Origin of the sequence: Dorea sp. 210702-DFI.3.125 (assembly GCF_020560945.1) — a bacterium.
GTDB lineage: Bacteria > Bacillota > Clostridia > Lachnospirales > Lachnospiraceae > Dorea > Dorea formicigenerans.
Genome location: NZ_JAJCNF010000028.1, coordinates 16946 through 39084 on the forward strand (window position 1 = coordinate 16946; position 22139 = coordinate 39084).

At 42.0% G+C, this 22139-nt stretch carries 18 protein-coding genes and 1 tRNA gene; 2 read left to right on the forward strand and 17 right to left on the reverse strand.

The window, feature by feature from the left end:
- Window positions 1–32: 32 nt before the first annotated feature.
- Window positions 33–105 (reverse strand) — tRNA-Gly (locus LI164_RS12480).
- A gap of 327 nt (window positions 106–432) precedes the next feature.
- Between LI164_RS12480 and LI164_RS12485 the strand changes: the two genes are divergently transcribed.
- Window positions 433–1095 carry a hypothetical protein gene (locus LI164_RS12485; protein WP_117607020.1) on the forward strand — a complete coding sequence of 221 codons (663 nt, stop codon included), beginning with the start codon at window positions 433–435 and terminating at the stop codon, window positions 1093–1095.
- A gap of 75 nt (window positions 1096–1170) precedes the next feature.
- Here LI164_RS12485 and aspS read toward each other — a convergent pair whose 3' ends face one another.
- From aspS to scfA, 10 genes are all read right to left on the reverse strand, one after another.
- Window positions 1171–2961: an aspartate--tRNA ligase gene (aspS, locus tag LI164_RS12490; protein ID WP_005331578.1), complete on the reverse strand. Its 1791-nt coding sequence runs from the start codon at window positions 2959–2961 to the stop codon at window positions 1171–1173.
- A gap of 38 nt (window positions 2962–2999) precedes the next feature.
- The gene (gene hisS, locus LI164_RS12495) at window positions 3000–4271 is read right to left on the reverse strand and encodes a histidine--tRNA ligase (RefSeq protein WP_005331579.1); all 1272 of its coding nucleotides are present in this window, start codon (window positions 4269–4271) and stop codon (window positions 3000–3002) included.
- Window positions 4256–5728 (reverse strand): coproporphyrinogen dehydrogenase HemZ, encoded by a 1473-nt coding sequence (gene hemZ / locus LI164_RS12500; protein ID WP_005331580.1) that lies wholly within the window; start codon window positions 5726–5728, stop codon window positions 4256–4258. The genes hisS and hemZ overlap by 16 nt, the downstream gene beginning before the upstream one ends.
- A gap of 2 nt (window positions 5729–5730) precedes the next feature.
- On the reverse strand, window positions 5731–6360 hold the full coding sequence (locus LI164_RS12505; protein ID WP_040015333.1) for an MBL fold metallo-hydrolase: 630 nt from the start codon (window positions 6358–6360) through the stop codon (window positions 5731–5733).
- 16 nt (window positions 6361–6376) lie between these two features.
- Window positions 6377–8722, reverse strand: coding sequence for a bifunctional (p)ppGpp synthetase/guanosine-3',5'-bis(diphosphate) 3'-pyrophosphohydrolase (locus tag LI164_RS12510; RefSeq protein WP_040015334.1), 2346 nt, complete (start codon window positions 8720–8722; stop codon window positions 6377–6379).
- Between the two features lie 46 nt (window positions 8723–8768).
- Window positions 8769–9293, reverse strand: a complete 525-nt coding sequence (locus LI164_RS12515; protein ID WP_040015335.1) for an adenine phosphoribosyltransferase — start codon at window positions 9291–9293, stop codon at window positions 8769–8771.
- Between the two features lie 80 nt (window positions 9294–9373).
- The gene (gene recJ / locus LI164_RS12520; protein WP_117607019.1) at window positions 9374–11089 is read right to left on the reverse strand and encodes a single-stranded-DNA-specific exonuclease RecJ; all 1716 of its coding nucleotides are present in this window, start codon (window positions 11087–11089) and stop codon (window positions 9374–9376) included.
- 164 nt (window positions 11090–11253) lie between these two features.
- The gene (gene secD, locus LI164_RS12525; RefSeq protein ID WP_117607018.1) at window positions 11254–13497 is read right to left on the reverse strand and encodes a protein translocase subunit SecD; all 2244 of its coding nucleotides are present in this window, start codon (window positions 13495–13497) and stop codon (window positions 11254–11256) included.
- Window positions 13498–13550: 53 nt separating this feature from the next.
- The gene (gene scfB / locus LI164_RS12530) at window positions 13551–14945 is read right to left on the reverse strand and encodes a thioether cross-link-forming SCIFF peptide maturase (RefSeq protein ID WP_005331595.1); all 1395 of its coding nucleotides are present in this window, start codon (window positions 14943–14945) and stop codon (window positions 13551–13553) included.
- Between the two features lie 124 nt (window positions 14946–15069).
- Window positions 15070–15213 carry a six-cysteine ranthipeptide SCIFF gene (gene scfA / locus LI164_RS12535; RefSeq protein WP_005331596.1) on the reverse strand — a complete coding sequence of 48 codons (144 nt, stop codon included), beginning with the start codon at window positions 15211–15213 and terminating at the stop codon, window positions 15070–15072.
- Between the two features lie 225 nt (window positions 15214–15438).
- Here scfA and gap point away from each other — a divergent pair, with 225 nt between their 5' ends.
- Window positions 15439–16461 carry a type I glyceraldehyde-3-phosphate dehydrogenase gene (gene gap / locus LI164_RS12540; protein WP_005331598.1) on the forward strand — a complete coding sequence of 341 codons (1023 nt, stop codon included), beginning with the start codon at window positions 15439–15441 and terminating at the stop codon, window positions 16459–16461.
- Window positions 16462–16665: 204 nt separating this feature from the next.
- Here gap and LI164_RS12545 read toward each other — a convergent pair whose 3' ends face one another.
- The 6 genes from LI164_RS12545 to LI164_RS12570 all read right to left on the reverse strand — a co-directional run bounded on the left by LI164_RS12545 (window position 16666) and on the right by LI164_RS12570 (window position 22022).
- Entirely contained in the window at window positions 16666–17037 is a 372-nt protein-coding gene (locus LI164_RS12545; protein WP_005331600.1) for a TIGR04086 family membrane protein, read from the reverse strand.
- A 69-nt stretch (window positions 17038–17106) separates the two neighbouring features.
- Window positions 17107–17652, reverse strand: a complete 546-nt coding sequence (gene spoVT, locus LI164_RS12550; RefSeq protein WP_005331603.1) for a stage V sporulation protein T — start codon at window positions 17650–17652, stop codon at window positions 17107–17109.
- A gap of 306 nt (window positions 17653–17958) precedes the next feature.
- A complete protein-coding gene (locus tag LI164_RS12555; protein WP_117607017.1) occupies window positions 17959–18654 on the reverse strand; it encodes a sigma-70 domain-containing protein in 696 nt (231 codons plus the stop codon).
- 127 nt (window positions 18655–18781) lie between these two features.
- Window positions 18782–19663, reverse strand: a complete 882-nt coding sequence (locus LI164_RS12560; protein ID WP_117607016.1) for a radical SAM protein — start codon at window positions 19661–19663, stop codon at window positions 18782–18784.
- 11 nt (window positions 19664–19674) lie between these two features.
- A complete protein-coding gene (glgD, locus tag LI164_RS12565; protein WP_005331606.1) occupies window positions 19675–20820 on the reverse strand; it encodes a glucose-1-phosphate adenylyltransferase subunit GlgD in 1146 nt (381 codons plus the stop codon).
- On the reverse strand, window positions 20817–22022 hold the full coding sequence (locus LI164_RS12570) for a glucose-1-phosphate adenylyltransferase (RefSeq protein WP_022279789.1): 1206 nt from the start codon (window positions 22020–22022) through the stop codon (window positions 20817–20819). The genes glgD and LI164_RS12570 overlap by 4 nt, the downstream gene beginning before the upstream one ends.
- Between the last annotated feature and the right edge of the window lie 117 nt (window positions 22023–22139).

A 22139-nucleotide genomic window follows, 5' to 3' on the forward strand; every position in this document is an offset into this window, starting at 1 on the left:
AATCTCAATCCGAAGATTGAGATTTTTATAAAAGCGACAGACGGGGTTCGAACCCGCGACCCCGACCTTGGCAAGGTCGTACTCTACCAACTGAGCCACTGTCGCATTCATTATATTGTTCCGTTTGTTTCTTGTGTTCCTTGGAACAATACATACTATACAGGATAATCAGACTTTTGTCAACAGCTTTTTTTAATTTTTTTCAAAATTTTTGATGCAATATATTTTATTCCATTTTTTTGCACACTTCTCATATGTGAAAGTCTCTAATCTTCTTTCTTTTAATAAGACTAATCTTGGAAAATCAGTTGTTTTTTATTTTTTTTACTGTTATGATAAACAAAACGATGATTCAATAATGCCTCGGCATTATTGCTGCGAGGTGGGAGTCATCTCCCAGCTGATATATATAATTCACATAGGAGGTCTGTTATGTCAGAGACAATTACAGAAGGAAATACAACTACAGAAGAAAATATAACTACAATAGATCATGCATCTGCTACAGAAAATGCATCTGGTCAGGAAGATACATCTGCTTCTAGCAGCACAACTATCCAGAAAGATACGTCTGCTTCTAAAAGTTCAACTATCCAGGAAGATACGTCTGCTTCCGGTAGCACAACTGCCCGGAAAAATGCATCTGTCATCAATAATACTACTGCTCCAGGAACGGAATCTGCTTATAACTTGGATTCTGAGATGGATCCGTTTGACAAAGCTGAAAAAGAGCGTGATTCCTCCGGATTTTTTGCCCGTTTTTCTGCTAAAATTGCAAATATCCACTCCCGCCGCGAAGCCAGACTTGTTCGCGATGAAATTATACTTTCCCGTATTCCGGACAAGGACTTGATGGAATACTTAAAATTAGAACAGAAGCGTCTGGAATCCCAGCAGCATACCAGAGAAATTCGTGAAAAAAGAATCTGGATTGCATTCCAGATGACCATTGCGTTAATTGCCGCAGTATTGGTTATTTATTTTTTGAAAGACAGTCCGGCAATTCTGATCAGCATCTTATACACAGCAGGTCTTTTAATTGCATTTAATATCTGGAATAAGCACAAAGATGGACGTTCACCAAAAGATCAATAATTCAAGAAAAAATCCCATCCGGTATTCTTCAATGCGAGAATATCCGGATGGGATTTTTTCATCATTAAATAACTTTTATTCTTCCTCAGCTACTACTTCAAGTCCCAATTCATCAAGCTGTTTCTGATCAACTTTTGTTGGAGCCTCTGTCATAAGATCCGAAGCATCTTTTACCTTCGGGAATGCTATCACGTCACGAATGCTATCCTGTTTTGCCATGAGCATAACAAGACGATCCAGTCCATATGCAAGTCCTGCGTGTGGCGGTACTCCATACTTGAATGCTGTCAGGAGGAATCCGAACTGCTCCTGTGCCTGCTCTGGTGTAAATCCAAGCACCTCGAACATCTTGCTCTGGATCTCAGGGTTAAAGATTCGCACACTTCCTCCACCAATCTCATTTCCATTCAAAGTAATATCGTATGCTTTTGCACGGACTCTTCCCGGATCACTGTCGATGTACTGAAGATCTTCTTCCATTGGCATTGTAAATGGGTGATGCATTGCTGTGAAACGGTTCTGTTCTTCACTCCACTCAAGAAGCGGGAACTCTGTGATCCACATAAATTTGTACTCATTCTTATCTAAAAGATCCATCTGGCGTGCAAGTTCCAGACGAAGCGCACCTAATACATCCCATACAACTTTATTCTTATCTGCTGCAAAGAGAAGCAGATCACCATTCTCACCGTCCATAGCCTGAATCAAGTTCTTCTGCTCATCCTCTGTCATGAATTTTGCGAAAGAAGATTTTACAGTTCCATCTTCATGGATTGCAATGTAAGCCAATCCTTTTGCACCGTAATCCTTTGCATAATCAACCAGCTTGTCAATCTTCTTACGTGCCATTCCTCCCTGGCCTTTTGCGTTGATACCACGAACGGTACCACCATTCTCTATAGCACCCTTAAATACAACAAACTCGCTGTCTTTTACGACATCTGTCACATTGACAAGCTCCATGCCGAATCTTGTATCCGGTTTATCGGAACCGTAACGATCCATAGCCTCCTGCCATGTCATTCTCGGAATCGGAAGCGGAACTTCCACACCAAGAACTTCTTTAAACAGCATCGCAAGGAATCTTTCATTGACATCAATGACATCATCAACATCTACGAAAGACAGCTCCATATCCATCTGTGTGAACTCTGGCTGACGGTCTGCTCGAAGATCCTCGTCACGGAAACATTTTGCAATCTGGAAATATCTGTCATAACCAGAACACATTAAAAGCTGCTTAAATAGCTGTGGTGACTGTGGAAGTGCATAAAAATGTCCCTGATGAACGCGGCTTGGTACAAGGTAATCTCTTGCTCCCTCCGGTGTACTTCCGATGAGTACCGGTGTCTCAATCTCAAGGAATCCTTCATTTGCCATAAACTGACGTGCAAGTGTAGCCACCTTGCTTCTCATCATCAGATTGCGCTGCATATCCGGTCTTCTAAGATCCAGATATCTGTATTTCAGACGGACTTCTTCTTTTGTCTTAGAATTCTCCTCAATCTGGAACGGAGGTGTCTCTGACTCAGAAAGTACACGAAGCTCCTCTGGGATAATCTCAATTTCACCTGTTGCAATGTTCTCATTGACTGCACCAGATCGTTTTGCAACTTTTCCTACAACTGCAACAACATATTCACTGCGAAGCTTTGCAGCCTTCTCGATCAGTGCTGCATCTACACTTCCTTCATCAAATACAACCTGGATAATTCCGGAACGGTCTCTTACATCTACAAATACGAGACCTCCTTTATTACGATTTTTCTGTACCCAGCCCATAATGGTCGCTGTCTCGCCTACGTTAGCTGCTGACAGTTCCCCACATCTGTGGGTTCTCTTTAAGCCCTGCATTGACTCTGCCATTTTTCTATATCTCCTTTTTCACTTGTGCGTTCTATTCTCTACAGCCTGTCTACGGAATCTGCATAACAGTCTGCAATTTCTGTATATCCATCTTCTATTAGCTGCTCTTTCTGAAACTTCTTATTCTTCTTCATATTGACGATCAGCACCTGTCGTCCTGCCTCCCGGTCAGCTTTTGCAAGAGCAAGAACCTTCAACATGGCCTCTTTTGGAAGCTTCTTCTCCAGAAGATATGCCTTTTTCTGGCGTCCTCCCGGAACTTTATATCCATTTTCCAGAAGCAGCATGACAATTCTCTCAAATCCAATGGAAAATCCGCATGCCGGTGTATCCTGCCCTGTAAACTTGCCGATCATCTTATCATAACGTCCGCCTCCGGCAACAGAACCTCCAAAGTCGTCCATAGTTACCTCAAAAATTGTTCCGGTATAGTAGGACTGTCCTCTTACGAGGGTTGGTGTGAACTGAAGTTTAAAATCACACTCTTTTGCAGCTTCTACACTTGACATAATCAGTTCCAGGCCGTCAGCCGTCTCATCACTCAGATAATCTCCAAGCTTTTCTTTCAGGTAACGGACTCCGGATACATCAGAAGCAACCTCATCAAAAAGAGAAAGGTAGGTCTTAACACTTTCACTGGTATATCCCATCTCAATAAGCTCTGCCTCGACACCTTCCGGTCCGATCTTATCCATCTTATCCAGAACAATGAAGACTTCATCATAGTCTTCCTCTTTAAAACCACTGTAAGCAGCCATAGATTTCAATATATTACGGTCATTAATACATACAGTAAAATTCTTAAAGTCCAGTTTCCCAAGCATCGCCGTTGTGGCAAGGATCAGCTCGATTTCGGCGAGATTAGAAGCCTCTCCTAATATATCGATATCGCACTGCACAAACTGGCGGAAACGTCCTTTCTGCGGGCGGTCTGCTCTCCATACACTTCCAATCTGAAGTGCTTTAAAAGGAGACGGCAGCTCATTTGCATGATTAGAATAATATCTTGCAAGCGGAACCGTCAGGTCATACCGAAGTCCTCCATCCACAAGATCATTTTCCTCTTTTGCCTCGTCAATTTTTAACTTTTCTCCACGTTTCAAAATCTTGAAGATCAGTTTTTCGTTATCTCCCCCCTGCTTGCTACACAGGTTCTCGATATGCTCAACACATGGAGTTTCCATAGATTGGAATCCAAATGTTTTATAGGTGTCTTTAATCAGGCCGATCAGGTAATCCCGGATTTCCATCTCTGCCGGCATTACATCTTTCATACCGGTTACTGGTTTCTTCTTTAACGCCATAGCCATTCTCCTTTTCGTTCTATCATCTCGTCCACCCGGCTGATGTAAGCATCGATTGCTTTTACATTCTCCTGCCGGATCAGACTGGTTTTTTTCTTCTTTTTGCTTTCAGGATTTATGACAGGTTCTTTCAGTACGATTTTTGTAGACGCACCTGCACCTGCTGCAATAATGGATTGCTTTTCCTCCATAATTAGTATATTGTATATTCCTGCTTTGTCAACCTTTGCATAGCCCACATTTTCAAAATTTCCGGCAATATTCTTCTGACGATACAGATAATACGGAAAAAGTCCCATCTGTCGGGCTTTATTTCCTGCCATCTCTACCATCGTACCTATTTCATCTTGTATGATCGTTAATCGTTTCCCTTCTCTCTCTTCCTGGCCCATTTTAGCTGCACGTTTAATTGCAAGGGAATGTACCGTCAGATTATCAGGTCCAAGTAACGCAATCTGTCTTAGAGTGTCCTCCATATCCTCCGGTGTCTCTCCCGGAAGTCCTGCAATAATATCCATATTGATATTATCAAATCCCAGCTTTCTCGCCATATGAAATGCTTCATACACTTGTTCTACAGTATGCTTACGTCCAATTGTATCCAAGGTCTTCTGCTGCATGCTCTGAGGATTGATAGAAATTCGATTAATACCGTGATTTCGAAGCACCTGAAGTTTCTCTTTCGTAATACTGTCCGGTCGTCCGGCTTCCACCGTAAACTCCAGAAGTCCTTCCCTTACAAAATGTCTATCAATGCATGTAAGCAGCCGGTCTAACTGATCCGCATTCAAAGTTGTCGGTGTTCCACCGCCCATGTAAATGGTGTCAGCTTTTCTTCCTTCAGATATTTTCGCAATTGCTTCCAGTTCCTTCATAAGTGCAGCCAGATAGTCTTCTACCCGGTGCTCCCAGTCACCTAAGGCACCCGAACTAAACGAACAGTAACTGCAAACCGTTGGGCAGAACGGGATTCCCACATAAAGACTATAGCCATTTTCATAATCCAACTGATCCAGAAGCTTTTTTTCTCTCCCTGCAATCTGCCATGCAAGATGTGCTTTTTCTTCACTCACCAGATTCTCCTTCTGGAACCATGGAACAAACGTCTCCTGTGTCATACCTTCTTCCAGTTTTCTCATAGCAATTTTAGTCGGTCGTACTCCCATCAGGATTCCCCATGCAAGAGTTCTGCCACTTTGCTCTGACAACTTTTTGTATAACATCCGGTCGAGATATTTTTTCATTGCAGATTTCTCCGCTGGCATGTCATTTGTCTGCCTGTCTGCAATTTCAATCATCGCCTCTTTCTGCCCGTCTGTACCATCTTCTGCAAATTCCACAGTTACATAATTAGAGGCTTTTTCGTCCACCGAAGACGTAACTGTCTCCGATGGATAAAAAGCCTTCACCATATGATATGCATTATACACAAATGTCTCCTGATTGCATATAACCCGGATCATTCTTAGCCCTCCTGTACATATGGGTTGTGAAGCTTCTCATACTCTATCTTTGTCTCACCCATATGTCCCGGATAAACAATCGTATCATCCGGAAGTGCGAACAGTCGTTCTCTTACAGATCGTACGATTGCATCCTGACTGCTGTTCGGAAAATCCGTACGTCCGACAGAACGCTGGAATAAAGTATCTCCACTAAATACCGCATGTTCTACAGGCAGATAATAGCAACAGCCGCCCATCGTATGTCCCGGTGTATGAATGACTTCTATCGTCTCACCTGCCAGTTCCAGTTTTTGTCCGTCTTTTAACGGTTTTGCACCATCAAAGGAATAGCCGTTCGTGTAAGACGAAGACAGATTCAGCTCTGGATCCGTCATAATCGGAAGATCCTCTTCCTCTACATAGACCGGAATATTCCAGTTTTCCAGAATAGAATCAATTCCCATAATATGATCGAAATGTCCATGAGTCAGAAGAATTGCCACAAGGTTAAGTTTTTCTTCCTCAATGTATGCTGTAAACTTCTTAGAATGTCCACCTGGATCCACTACAACTGTATCCTTTGTCTCTTCATTTATCAAAAGGTAACAATTTGCCCCCAAAATCCCAAGGGGAAATTTCTCTATCTTCATTGCTTTTTCTTTCCTCCTAGCCTGTTGTTCTCTCAATATCAATCACGTCATCAATCTGACGCAGTTTACCAATTACTTTTGCAAGTTCCTCTCGGCCATGCACAATAAATCCAGCCTCGATGGTCGCAGTTCCCTGCTTGCTCGTGCGGATATTTAAGGATTTGACATCCATCTCCATCTCCGTAAATACTTTGGAAATACTCATCAGAAGTCCCTGCTGATCTCTTGCATACATCTTGATCTCAGCCAGATACTGACCTCCTGCCTCTTCTGCCACATTTCCTTCCCACTCAGCCGGAATCAGTCTTGCACGTTCTGCTTCTGTCAAATGTATCATATTAACACAATCCGTGCGGTGAATCGAAAGTCCTCTTCCTCTTGTAACAAATCCGACAATCTCATCTCCCGGTACTGGATTACAGCATCTGGAGAACCGGACTGCCACATCATCAATTCCTTTCACAACAATTCCACTCTTGGACTTGGCAATATGGACTTTATTCTTAGCCGCCTCTGCAACTTTTTCAAGTACAATTTCATCTGTCAGTTCCTGCTTGTGATCCTTGCCATATTCTTCCGCCAGACGATTCACGACCTGTCCTTCTTTTAAGCCGCCATGTCCAATCGCGGCAAGCACAGAATCCCAGTCCTTGAATCCATATTTTCTCTGTACGATCTCTTCATATTTTGGCTGGAGCAGATTAGAAAGGTTGAGAGATTTTGCTTTGCAATAGGAAGCCACCATCTCTTTTCCTTTGATAATATTGCTCTCTTTAAATTCTTTTTTGAACCACTGATTGATCTTATTTTTTGCCTGTGTACTCTTGACTACATTCAGCCAGTCACGGCTTGGTCCTTTCGAATTCTGGGAGGTCAGAATTTCTATTCTGTCTCCATTCTGGATTCTGTAATCAATCGGAACAAGCTTTCCATTCACTCTGGCACCGACCATCTTATTGCCGACTGCACTGTGTATGGAATAAGCAAAGTCGATTGGAGTGGACCCCGTCGGCAATGTCTTTACATCCCCCTGCGGTGTAAAGCAGTACACATCATCTGCAAACAGATCCAGATCTCCTTTGATGAGGCTTAAGAATTCCTTGTTGTCAGACATATCTCTCTGCCATTCCAGAATCTGTCTGAGCCAGCTCATTTTCTCTTCTTCAGCCATAACACCTTTCTTGCTGCCGCCGGACTCTTTATACTTCCAGTGAGCAGCAATACCATATTCGGCTGTCTTATGCATCTCCTGTGTACGGATCTGGATCTCAAACGGCTGACCAATCGAACTCATCAGCGTTGTATGCAGAGACTGATACATATTCGGTTTCGGCATGGCAATATAATCTTTAAATCTTCCAGGAATTGGCGTATAAATCTCATGGATAATTCCCAATGCCGCATAACAGTCTTTGACAGAATCCACAATGATACGGACTGCAAACAGGTCATAAATCTGATCTACTGTCTTATCCTGATTGACCATCTTCTTATAAATACTGAAGAAATGCTTTACACGTCCATTTACATCTGCTTTAATCCCCGCATTTTTCATATGCATGGACACTTCATCCACAATCTGTTGGACAAATTCCTCACGCTCTGTTTTTCTGGCATTGATCTGATTTACAAGATCAAAAAATACATCTGGTTTCAGATACTTCAATGACAGATCGTCAAGTTCTGTCTTAATTTTAGAAATACCAAGCCTTCCCGCGATCGGCGCATAAATATCCATTGTCTCACGAGCCTTTTCCTGCTGTTTGGCCGGAGTCATGAACTGCAGTGTACGCATATTATGCAGACGGTCCGCAAGTTTAATGATAATAACCCGGATATCCTTTGCCATGGCAAGGAACATCTTTCTCAAATTCTCCGCCTGAAGTTCCAGTTTGTCCGCAGAATAAGCTACACGGCCAAGTTTCGTAACACCGTCTACCAAAAGAGCTACCTCTTCTCCAAACTCTTCTTTGATATAATCCTCTCCAATCCGAGTATCTTCCACTACGTCATGAAGAAGAGCTGCGATAATTGTCTCCTTATCCATCTCAAGATCCGCAAGAATGATTGCTACCCAGAGCGGGTGGATAATATACGGTTCTCCCGACTTTCTCTTTTGGTCTCCATGCGCTTTTTTTGCCAGATTATATGCCTTCTCGATCTGAGTAACATCCGCAGACGGATGATACTTTTGAATACGGGCAATTAACATGCCATAAAGCTTATCCGGATCATCATAATCTGCCTCCTGTTTGATCCCGTGCCCATCTACCATCTGAAGTTTCCCTCTTGTGTCTTTTAGCAATGCTTCCGGAGCAATCTTGCCGTCCAGTGACTCATATGTTGTTTTATTCTCTGACATATTAACGCCTCCTTCCCTCTCTAGTCTCTCAAATGTATATCTTTTTCTATTTTCCAGGATATACAATAACTGAATCTATATCATATCCCTGTAATCTGTCACGTCCATGAAGTCCTGCCAGTTCCATTAAAAACACAGTCTTTACAACCTTTCCGCCAAGACCTTCAATCAAATGGATCATTGCCTCATTCGTTCCGCCTGTCGCGATCAGATCATCAATGATCACAACTCTCTGCCCTGGCTTGATCGCATCTTTGTGCATCTCGATAGTTGCTGTGCCATACTCTAATTCATACTCTGCAGAAACCGTCTCTCTTGGAAGCTTTCCTTTTTTACGAATCGGAATAAATGGCTTTTTCAGATTATATGCGATCGGTACCCCGAAAATAAATCCTCTGGATTCCGGTCCGACTACTACGTCAAAGTCAAGACCTTCTAATTTTTCCTGCATCAGATCAATTGCAAGATGCAGTCCTTCCGCGTCCTGTAATACACTTGTCACATCACGAAATATGATCCCCGGTTCTGGAAAATCCGGAATACTTACTACATAATCTTCTATCGGTTTCATAATTATTCTCTCCTTCTTCTCTTTCAAGGTAAAGTATATCTTTTAGTATAGCATTATTTGTTCCATTTTTCAAAAAAAATCTATCGATAATGAGTAATTACAATCTGAATTTGTCTTTCTCCCCGGAATTCATTGATTCCAGGGTAAAATGTAATGGACATTTTACCATTATTTCTTTCACACTGTTTTGCAAATTCCTGTGCATCATGAAAACAAATGGCTTCCATCCGGTTTCCCGCCGCATCGATTGCTGTTGCTTTTGCAACATTTTTATTTTTCCCGATAATCTTCACATGCTGCATGACGACGCCTCTTGCCGCAAAAACCGGTTTTGTATTACCTTTTCCAAATGGTTCCATGTATTCAAGTTCTTCTATAAACTGTTCTGTAATAGCAGCAAATGGCAGTTCCATATCGATCACTACTTTTTCTGTCAGCTCTTCTTCTGAAAGCGTACACTGATCATTTAGTCTTCTTTTGAATTTCTCAACATTTTCTTTATCAAGTGAAAGTCCTGCCGCCATCGGATGTCCGCCGAATTTTGTCAGAAGATCCCCACAGCCTGTCAGTTCTTCATACATGGAATAGCTTTCGATCGATCTTCCCGATCCTTTGACTCCATCTTCGGAATCCGTCAATACAAATACCGGACGATAGTAATTTTCTCTCACACGTCCAGCCACAAGGCCGGCAAGGCTTTCATGACAATCCGGCAGATAGATAACAAGCACCTTATCCCCCCGGATATCTGTCTGTTCCACTTTCGCCATTGCCTCATCTACAACGCGGTCTGTCATATCTCTACGGCTCTCATTCAATGCTTTCAGATCACCTGCCAGCATATCTGCCTCCCGCTCTGTCTTTGCCCGAAGCAGTGCCAGTGCTCTTTTTGCCGTATCCAGCTTACCACTGGCATTCAGACACGGAGCAAGAATAAATCCGATGTGATATGCCTGAATCTTTTTTCCCTCCAGCCCGATACACTGGATCAGGGCACGTAGTCCCAGATTAGAGGTCCTCTTTAGCATCTCAAGACCCTGCTTCACCAGAATTCGATTTTCCTCTGTCAGATCCATCACATCTGCCACTGTTGCAATTGCAACATTTTCCAAAAGATAATCCAGATCCGCCACGTCCTGACCATTTGCCTCACAGAGCGCCTCTACAAGCTTGTATGCAACCGCTGCACCACATAATCCTTTAAATGGATATTCACATCCTTCCTGCCTTGGGTCAACAACTGCATCTGCCGGCGGTAAAATATATCTTCTTCCCGCTTCATTTTCCTTGTACGGCACTTCATGATGGTCTGTTACGATGATCGTCATACCAAGCGCTTTTCCATACTCAATTTCTTTCGCTGCCGCAATTCCGTTATCGCAGGTAATGATCGTATCAATTCCATCTTCATGTGCCCGGTCGATCAGATGCTGATTTAATCCATATCCGTCTTTGATACGATCCGGGATGTCGCTGTCCACCTTTGCGCCAAGCTTTTCCAGACCTTCTAAAAGAATATATGTCGCATTGATCCCATCACAGTCATAGTCTCCAATGACACGGATTTTTTCCCGGTCCCTGATTTTTTCAGTCAGAATTTCCACCGCCTGTGGCATACCCTTCATCTGCATTCCATCGTAGAGTTCCGCAATTGTACCGTTCAGATATTGGTTGATTGCTTCATCTCCAATAACATCCCGGTTACGGATCAGACTGGCCAGTCTCGGACTAATATGAAATTTCTTACTGATAGCCTCAAAATCAGCACCTTTTCTTAAAAGTACCCAGCGTTCCATAATTTTCGTCTCTCCTGTTTTATCCAAATAAATATTTGCAAAGTAAATACTACACTTTCGACAGGAATCTCCAACATCATTTTATTTACTTTGCAAATATTTACTTTAAGAAAAGAACAGCCTCGCCATAAAATATGACTTTGGCTGTTCTATAGTATTTAAAATTACTTCTTGAAGCGTTTCATTACATACCACAGCGCTCCTGTGATACATACAGATGAGTAAGCTCCGCATACAACTCCGACCATCAATGGAAGTGCAAACTCCTTGATAGAACTTACACCCATGACGTAAAGTACTGCTACCATGATAAATGTTGTAAGAGATGTATAGATACTTCTTGTCAGCGTCTGTGTGATACTCTTGTTTACAACTGCTGCAACATCACTGCTCTTTGTCTTACCACGCATTTCCTCTCGGATACGGTCAAAGATAACAATGGTCGCGTTGATGGAATATCCAACGATTGTCAGCATACACGCGATAAATGTATTACCAACAGAGATTCTTGCAATTGCATAGAATCCTACTACAACAAGGACGTCATGTAAAAGAGCAAGTACCGCACTGGTAGCGAAACGGATATCTTTGAATCGGAACCAGATATACAGAAGCATACAGATTGTCGCAATAACAACCGCGATAACTGCATCTCTTCGCATCTCATTACTTACTGTAGAACTGATATTTTCTGCCGTAATCTTTGATTCGTCCACACCGAAGTTATCAACCATAGCCTTATTCAGTGCTTCACGCTTGTCAAGATCCAGTGTAACTGTCTTGATAATAACCTGATTGGTTCCGGCTACTTTCTGAGTCTGAACATTGTTATCTCCAGTTACCTTTTCTACAACCGGAACAATTTCCTTATCAATCTCATCAATAGAGTAATCTTTATCAAATGTTACATTTGTAGATGTACCGCCCTGGAATTCAAGGCTGTATGCAAATGCTCCATTTCCTCTTCCTGCATTGACACCGATCGTGATCAGTCCTGCTGCAATTAATACAAGAGAAATTGTAAAGAACACTTTTTTCTTTGAAAGGAAATCGATTGGCTCACGCTCTTTCTTTGGACGATAATATAATTTTTCACTTCTAAGTCCAACTGCATAAAATGCATTTACGATCAATCTTGTAATAACAAGTGCTGTAAACATAGATGCGATGATACCAATTGCAAGTGTCTGCGCGAATCCTTTTACTGTACCGGAACCTTTGAACCACAATACAGCTGCTGCGATCAGAGTCGTAATATTACCATCTAAGATTGCTGATAAAGCTTTCTGGAAACCAATCTTCAGAGAATTCTTTACACTTCTTCCGCGTACCATCTCTTCACGTACACGAGCGAAGATGATAACGTTGGCATCTACTGCCATACCAATGCCAAGAATGATACCGGCAATACCCGGAAGTGTCAATGTTACTTCAAATGCATTCAGGATTATAAGTACAAGTCCTGTATAGATTAAAAGTGCAAGTCCGGATGCAAGTCCCGGAAGCAAGTATACACAACACATGAATACAAATACAATTGCAAGTCCGATTGCTCCGGCTTTTAAACTGGTCGCAACTGCCTGCTCACCAAGCTGGGCTCCTACAACATTAGAACGCAACTCTTCCAGTTCCAGCTTCAGACCACCGATACGGATCGTAGAAGCAAGCGCATCTGCTTCTTCATAGGTCATATTACCACTGATCTGAGCCTGTCCATTTGTAATGGCTGCCTGTACATTCGGAACACTTACAAATGCTCCGTCATAATAGATACCAATGCTCTGTCTCGCTGCCAGTGCTTTTGTTGTTGCATCTGCGAACTTTGTTGTTCCATCTTTTGTAAATGTAAGAGATACAACATTCTGTTTGTTCTTTGTCAGCTGGTCTTCTGTTGTCTGAGCCTGGGCACTTTTTACATCATTGCCACTCAGTACAATAGAACCGTCTGCCTGCAATTCTTCAATTGTCTTGTTGAGCTGATAATCTTTGGACGCATCTCCCGTACTGTTCACCTGACTGTAGTTTGCTGAGCCGTCACTGCCTGTCTGTGCAATAAAATACAGGGAACCCGGCTGTCCCAGTTCATCTAAAATCTCATTGGCATCTGTAACACCAGGAATCTCGATATTAATACGGTCGCTTCCCTCCTGATATACACTTGCCTCTGTACTATACTGTTCTACACGCTTTTGCAGCTTATAGATCGTATCACTCATCTCTTCATCCGATGGATTGTCATCTTTGACCTGATATGTGATACTTACACCACCGGCAAGGTCCAGACCCAGTTTGATATTCTTCATAGAACCTGTATGGCCTTTTCCGAATCCAACAATTGTCGTAAAACCAAGCAGTACGATCAAGGCCGCTGCCACAATAAGACTAAGTATGCCTCTGCTTTTTTTCATGATTTACTTCCTTTCTCTTTCTTCCATTCCTTCGAAGGATTCTATGTTACACATTATGCATCTGCCAGTGCTGCTTTGATCATAATGGCACATTCCACACGTTTACGCTGCATCTCACAGCCAACATCATAACAATCATGGATCGTTCCATGGAAATTATAAGAGTTTGCCATACATCCACCGCTACAGTAGAATTTAGCGAAACAATTTTTACATTTTTCTTTTGAATATACACTGCAGCTTCTGAAATCATCTGCAATCTCCGGCTTTACAATTCCATCGTCTACATTTCCCATCAGGAATTCTTCCTGTCCGACAAACTGATGGCATGGATACAGATCTCCCCATGGTGTGACAGACAGATATTCTGTTCCGGAACCACAGCCGGACATACGTTTCATCACACATGGGCCGCCTTCCAGATCAATCATAAAGTGGAAGAAGTTAAATCCTTTTCCTTCTTTTTCACGCTCAATCATAATCTTGGCAAGCTTATCATACTCTTCTTTGATCTGTGGAATATCCTCTTCGCGGATCGCATATGGATCGGATTCATCACCTACGACCGGCTCAATGGACATCTGCTTGAATCCAAGGTCTGCAAAATGCAGGATATCATTGGAGAAATCCAGATTATTTCTTGTAAATGTCCCACGGATATAATACTTCTCCTGATTACGGCTTTCAGCCAGCTTCTGGAATTTCGGCACGATCAGATCGTAGCTTCCTTTTCCGTTGCGGAACGGACGCATCTTATCATTGATTTCCTTTCGTCCATCCAGGCTTAGCACAACATTGTCCATCTCTTTATTGACAAACTCCTGAATCTCATCATTCAGAAGAACGCCGTTCGTCGTAACTGTAAATCGGAAATTCTTGTCATGAAGCTTTTCCTGTTCTCTTCCGTATGCTACCAGATCTTTGACAACCTGCCAGTTCATAAGTGGCTCTCCTCCAAAGAAATCTACTTCCAGATTTCTTCTGCTTCCGGAATTTGCGATCAGGAAATCTAATGCCTTCTTTCCGACTTCATAACTCATAAGAGCACGTCTTCCATGATACTCGCCTTCTTCTGCAAAGCAGTACCTGCAGGCCAGATTACAGTCATGTGCAATGTGAAGGCAAAGAGCCTTTACAACTGTCTTTCTCTTCTTCACGATTGGAACAAGATATTCAAACTCATCCTTTGTAAATAATTTCCCGTCCTCTGTCAGTTCAATGACATCATCAAGAGCATCTCTTAAATCTTCCTCGCTATATGTATCTCCAAGCCGCTTTTTCAGATTCTCCCATGTAAGATCACTCTTTAAAATCTCAGCTGTTGGTTCTTCGTCCGGTTCATTCAGTACAGCGATCACATCATAGCACAGGTCATCAACCACATGTACGGCTCCACTGTATACATCCAGAACAATGTTATATCCGTTATTCTTATACTGATGAATCACAGTAATAATCTCCTTTTCTATTTTTTCTATCTCTTTAAAATTTTAATGGTTATTTGGCAACAGAACAGAGACAGCGACCCTTTTAAGACCGCTGTCTCCTGGTTTTTTACCTATGTTCTTTTACTTATTTGCTCTGCTCACAGGTCTGATTTCCTACTGTACAGGAAGTCTTGCATGCTGACTGGCAAGATGTCTGACATTCGCCGCAACCGCCTTTTTTCACTGTCTTGTTCAGAGTCTGTGTATTCAATGTTTTCACATGTTTCATCACTACATTCCTCCTTGTCTTTCTTGACTTTTATAAGTATAGCATCTTCCTTTCTTTTTCGCAATATTTTTATCTGAATCGTTAATTTTTAATTATTCCCGTTAATATTTTAATTACCTGCAAAAAGGTGGTTTTTTCAATTTTACTATGTTACACTTGCGTTAGATTACAAATGAATCAGAAATTGCCACTTCATTAATATGTCTTATAGGAGGTAATTGTAACATGGCAATTTCAATTGGCATTAACGGATTCGGACGTATTGGACGCGTTGCACTCCGTATCGCCATCAGTCGACCGGAAACTTTTAAATTATGTGGAATTAACGCAAGAAATGCGGATCTTGATTATATGGTCTATATGATCCGCTACGACTCTACATTTGGACGTTTCCAGGGAGAACTTGGAACTTATGAACACGGACTTATCATTAACGGGCAGAAGATTCCTGTCTTCACAGAAGGTGATGCTGCTTCCATCCCTTGGGGTTCCTGCGGTGCCGAATACATCATCGATGCAACCGGAGCATTTTGCACGGCAAAAAAGGCAAGTGCTCACCTGCAAGGTGGTGCAAAAAAAGTCATTATTTCTGCACCTGCAAAAGATGAAGAAACACCTACATTCATCATGGGAATCAACCATACCGGTTATTCGAAAGATATGTCCGTTGTGTCCAATGCTTCCTGCACGACCAACTGTCTGGCACCTATCTGTAAAGTACTGGAAGACAATTATGGAATTGAATATGGGCTGATGTCTACGATCCACGCCGCAACTGCCAAGCAGAAAGTTGTGGACAGCCGTTCTCTCAAGGACTGGCGTACCGGACGTTCTGCATTCGGCAATCTGATTCCATCCACAACCGGAGCCGCTAAGGCTATCTCTCTCGTCATTCCTTCTCTGAAGGACAAGATGAGTGGTATTTCTTATCGTGTTCCAACTACAGACGTCTCAATCGTTGATCTGAACGTCGCACTAAAAGAGTCTGCATCTTATAAGGATATCTGCAAAAAAGTAAAGGAAGCCTCCATGACATATTTGTCCGGCATTCTTGATTATGTAGATGATGAAGTTGTATCTTCTGATTTCATCGGAGATTCACACGCTTCTATCTTTGATGCAAGACAGGGAATTCAAGTAAATTCTCACTTCTTTAAGGTCATCTGTTTCTATGATAATGAATGGGGCTATACAAGCCAGATTTTCCGCCTCATCAAGTACATGGATCAGGTAGACCATAATTCATAAGATGCCGGTGGAAACACTTTCCATCCTGGTATCTTTACATTTTTACATGTGGCAAAAACTTTCTGATTCGAACTGTAACTATTCTACTTTCTGTAAGGGACATATACATTCGTCATTACGATTATGAACCATACGTAAAATAAAAGCTGCCTATATCTGTTTCCTTTTTACAAGAGATATACGCAGCTCTTATTTTTTAGTCTTTCATGATATCATACCACCGGTCATACCGCCACCTGCACATAGTATCAGTGATGTGACAATACTTACACTGTCTCCATTCAGAGTTCTGTAAACTCCAAGTGTAATGAGCAAAAGCAATACAAAATATATGATTCCAAGAACCATCCCCCACAAGTACCGTTTTGATTTTGTCAGTTTCCCTATGATCATTCCTCCGATCAGTGTTGACACTACATAGATTCCAACAATTGCCGCCGATACAATTTTTTCATTTAATTCAAATTTATACATAAAAAACGTCAAAACCAAAAGTAATATACCGGTGACAATATAAGAAGCCAGAAGTGACTTGATCCACCATATGACCTTTATATTTTTTTGCATATTCTCCATCTCTTTCCTCCTTGTCTACCACAAGGTATGAGCCAGATCCGGCGAATATGACTGCTTCTGCAAATTTTATCACTCCATTTGCTTTCCAAGAAATCCTGCCGCACATGCCCCCAGCTTTTGTTCCAGTTTTGTAAACTTCTCTTTTTCATCTGATGACAGTAAAATAACTGCCCCCACAACATCTCCTTCGCAAATGATCGGTGTAATAGATTCCCATACATAATCCTTTTCCTGTTCCCGAAACACCCGGATATATTTCTTCTCATCTACCTTTGCCAAAATACTGTTTCTTTCTTCCAGTTCCCCTTGAAGAACTTTGCTGATATACTTTTCCTGCACCTCTTTTCTCCCGTTTCCGGAAGCTGCCACGACCTGATCCATATCACAGATACACACAAGGCACCCTGCCTCTTTTGCCAGGCTGTCTGCATACATACCTGCAAATGCAGCAAGCTCTCCGATCGGTGAATATTTTTTCAATATAATCTCGCCTTCCCGGTCGGTAAATATCTCCAGTGGATCACCTTCTCTGATCCTAAGTGTTCTTCGTATTTCTTTCGGAATGACCACACGTCCCAGGTCATCAATCCGACGTACAATTCCTGTTGCCTTCATATGATTCCTCCATGATTGATTCCGCATGGCTGTTCTTTCTTCTCATGCTAAATTTTACTTTTAATGCTATTATGTGAAAATGCATGAAAATTATTCTAATAAAGGAAGCAGAATTTTTTGCGTATTCCATATTGAAAAAATTATTCTTTCTTTAAATCCCGGAATGGACTCTTCATATAATGGCATAAAATCCATCAATTTGATTGATTGGTTAATTTCAGAATAATATCAAATGCGCTCAAATGTCCACAACATTCCACCCAGATATCGCGTATAACAACCTCCACTTACAGGCAGGACTCACCTTTACTCATCCTTCACTTCTTCGCCTGCAAGCTTCAGGATATCTTCCACGGTGTCTTCCGTAATACCCATACGCTCCGCCACTTCATCGACCGATACTTTTCTTCCGTATTCTTCCTTCATGCTTTTGATTGTCTCGTCCAGATCATTCACCCGCTCGACCATCTTCTTATCGCGGCGTTTTTCTTCGGTGTGGGATTCTAGCATCACCCGGATTCCAGCGCGCACCTGCTCCAGCACTTCTGCTTCTGTTGCTTTCTTATTCTCACCTAAGTACAGCATCAAGCTGACATTGCCTTCCTGGATCACATCACCGATGAAGATTCCCGGCATATGCAGCTTTACTGCTTCTTCCACAACTTTGGGAAGATAATATGCAAGTGTTACCTCTTCCTCCGTCTGCTTCGCCATTTTTTCAATATCGATCAGATATTCTGCCACATAGTCTTTTTCCTGCTGGCTTAATGTATCTTTTTCTTCTTGTTCTGTTTTTTCTGTATTTTCTATAGTTCCTGTATATCCGATTACTTCCACTTTCTGAGACATCAGGAATTCATGAACCAGATTCATCTGCTCATCTGTAAGATTGTCATCCTGAAAGAAAGCTTGCACTTCCTGACTGGTCATTTTATTATTCTGGCTTGCTGCAACTGCAAGAAGCTCTCCTAATTTTTTCTGAAACTGGACTCTGTCTGCCATATCTTTACTCCTTCGTTAAATTTTCTTTACCTTTTTATCATTCACGTTCCTGTTATTCAAGAACTCTCTTCAAATGTCAATAATGAAATGCCGATAGTTCTTTATATCTTCTGGCATCTGTTCTTCATTACACTCCTTCGTAGGAAAAATCAGGAATAAAGCTTTCTTTTGCCGTTTCGCCTTCCTGAATAAATGCCTGCTCCACGCCAAGATCTATGGCATAATCCACCAGAACATCATATGCTTTTTTCGTCACTTTCTTGGCAAGCTCCGGATATTTTTCCCGATTCAACGTATCGAGTGGAGTGTACTGGTTCATGAGACTCATATAAATCTGGTCACCATATGTTTCATAGAGATATTTCACAATTCTTCTCGCATCTCTCAGACACCCAGGCAATAACAAATGTCTCACAATTACACCTTTTGTCATAATCCCCGCATCATTAAATACAGGATTCCTAGTCTGCCGGACCATTTCTGCCAGTGCCCGTTTTGCTACTTCCGGATAATCTTCTGCCCCGGAATATTTCTTTGCATGCTCCGGATCCAGATATTTAAAATCCGGAAGGTATACATCAACATATCCATTTAGCCTGCGTAAAGTCTCCACCTTTTCATAGCCGCTTGTATTATAAACAATTGGAAGGTTAAGCCCTTTTTTTCTTGCCTGATCCAGTGCCGCGATAATCTGTGGTACAAAGTGCGTTGGTGTCACAAGGTTAATATTGTTCGCCCCCTGTTCCTGAAGCTCCAGAAATATCTCCGATAACCGTTCAACACTTACTGTTTTTCCAACCTCACTGTTGGAAATGTGATAATTCTGGCAATATACACATCGAAGCGTACAGCCAGAGAAAAAAACAGCTCCGGATCCATTTGTCCCGGAGATACACGGTTCTTCCCACATATGAAGCGCAGCTCTGGAAAGCCGGACCAAATCCGACTCCCCACAAAAGCCACGCTTTCCTTCTTCTCGCTTAATCTGGCACTGTCTCGGGCATAACATGCACCCGTTCACTAGACAACCTGTCCTTTCGCAACAAATACAGGAAACGCTTCATCACCCTTTAATTCTTTTCCATCGGTGATTTTTACATTCTTATCTGAAATGATATATTCCAGCTTTGTACCTTCTCCAACGATCGTATCCTGCATTAAAACACAATTCTTCACTTTCGCACCTTTTGCGATCTTCACACCACGGAATAAAATACTGTTCTCCACTTCACCTTCGATCACACAACCGTCTGCTACCATAACATTACTTGCTTTTGCATTGCCGATGTATCTGGTCGGATTATCGTCACGAATCTTTGTATAGATGGGATTACCTGTGAAAAGCTTCTCAAGATTCTTATCATCCAGAAGTTTCATGTTCTCATCAAAATAGCTCTTAAGTCCGGTGATTCTCGCCACATATCCTTTATGCTCATAAGCCATGACTTTATATGTATCCAGATGCGGGATCAGGATATCCCTCTCCAGTGAAATAGCTCCACGCATAAACGCTGCATTAATGGTATCGATCAGCCACTCTCTGTTCGCAATATATATATTCATAGAGAAATTCTGCACACCCTGCTCCTGCTTATTGATGTAGATGTCTTCTACTTTATCTCCATCCAGCTTCAACGTATAATAAAGCCCTTTACTTGCATCTTTTGCACCAGTCAGTTCCTGTGGCAGTTCCTCTTTTGTATAAGCGAACGTAATATCTGCATCCGTTTTTACATGCTGTGCGATCAGCGCATTGAAATCAAAATTTGCAGCAATATTCGTATCTGCCATAATCACATATTTTTCTTTTTGCTTTTTGAGTACCGGAAGAATATTGGCGAGCGCTTCCACTCTTCCTCCTCCCATACTGCCGATAGACTTCTGGGCAAATGGAGGAAAGATACTAAGTCCTCCGTTCTTACGGCTGAGATCCCACTCTCGGCCACCACCTAAATGGTCTACAAGCGAATGATAATTCTCACGAACAAGCACTTCTATTTTATCAATTCCGCAGCCAACCATACTGGATAACAAAAAATCGATCATTCGATAACGGCTTGCAAATGGAATGGAAGCCATTAGTCTTTCGCTGACCAGTTCCGGAACAAACTTATCATAATTATTCGGGAAAATAATTCCCATTGCGTCCGCATTTGCATTTATCATTTTTCTTCACCGTCCTTTACATCTTCACTGATCATGGCATTCGATCCAATCTTGGCACCTGTTCCGACGCAGACATCCGGTCCGATGGTTGCAACTCCTTGCTCTTCTTCTGTCGGCATAGCTCCTACCACAGCATTTTCACCGATCACTACATTCTCCGCAACAATACAATGCTTTACACTGGCTCCGGCTTTAATCGTTGTTCTGCCCATAACGACTGCATCTTCTACAACTGCTCCGGCTTCTACTTTCACTCCGGCAAATAGGATGGAATGTTTCACGCTGCCTGCGATCTTACATCCATCTGTGATCATCGAGTTCTCTACATTGGCTCCGGCGCAGATCTTATGTCCCGGCATACCACTGTTCCTGCTATAGATCTTCCAGTCTTCATCAAACAGGTTAATTCCACTGTGTTCCGGATCCAGTACTTCCATATTCGCTTCCCACAAAGATGGAATCGTTCCCACATCTTTCCAGTATCCGTTAAAGTGATACGCGTACATTTTTCTCTCATCACGCAGCAGATTCGGTATAATATTATTTCCAAAATCATTTTCAGATTCCGGGTCAGCCTCATCTTCAATCAGGTATTGTTTTAAAATATCCCAGTTGAATATGTAGATACCCATAGAGGCAAGATTGGATTTTGGATTCTTCGGTTTTTCCTGGAATTCCGTGATACGGTCATCATCGTCCGTGACCATAAGTCCGAATCTTGGTGCCTCCTCCCACGGGACTTCCATAACCGCAACACTGAATTCTGCGTTCTTTTCTTTGTGGAATCTAAGAAAATCACTATAATCCTGCTTGCAGATCTGATCTCCCGACAAAATAATGACATATTCCGGATCATAGCGCTCGATAAATGAAATATTCTGGTAAATTGCATTTGCTGTACCTTTATACCAATCTGAGCCAGATGCCTTCTGATATGGTGGTAATACATGAACTCCTCCATAGATTCGGTCCAGATCCCACGGTTGCCCATTTCCGATATACTCATTCAGCTCCAGAGGCTGATACTGAGTCAGAATACCTACTGTATCAATACCTGAATTTACGCAGTTTGAAAGTGGAAAGTCTATGATTCGGTACTTTCCGCCAAATGGAACTGCCGGTTTTGCAAGCTTCTGGGTCAGCGCATACAGTCTGGAGCCCTGCCCTCCGGCAAGTAACATTGCTATCATTTCTTTGCCCATTATAGTTCCCCTTTCTAATTCTATCATCTACCTGTAAAATGACAGATTATTTATTCTTGATATGAAAAATATTATACTATATTTCAGTTATTTTTTCTACAAACTCACTTATTGTTT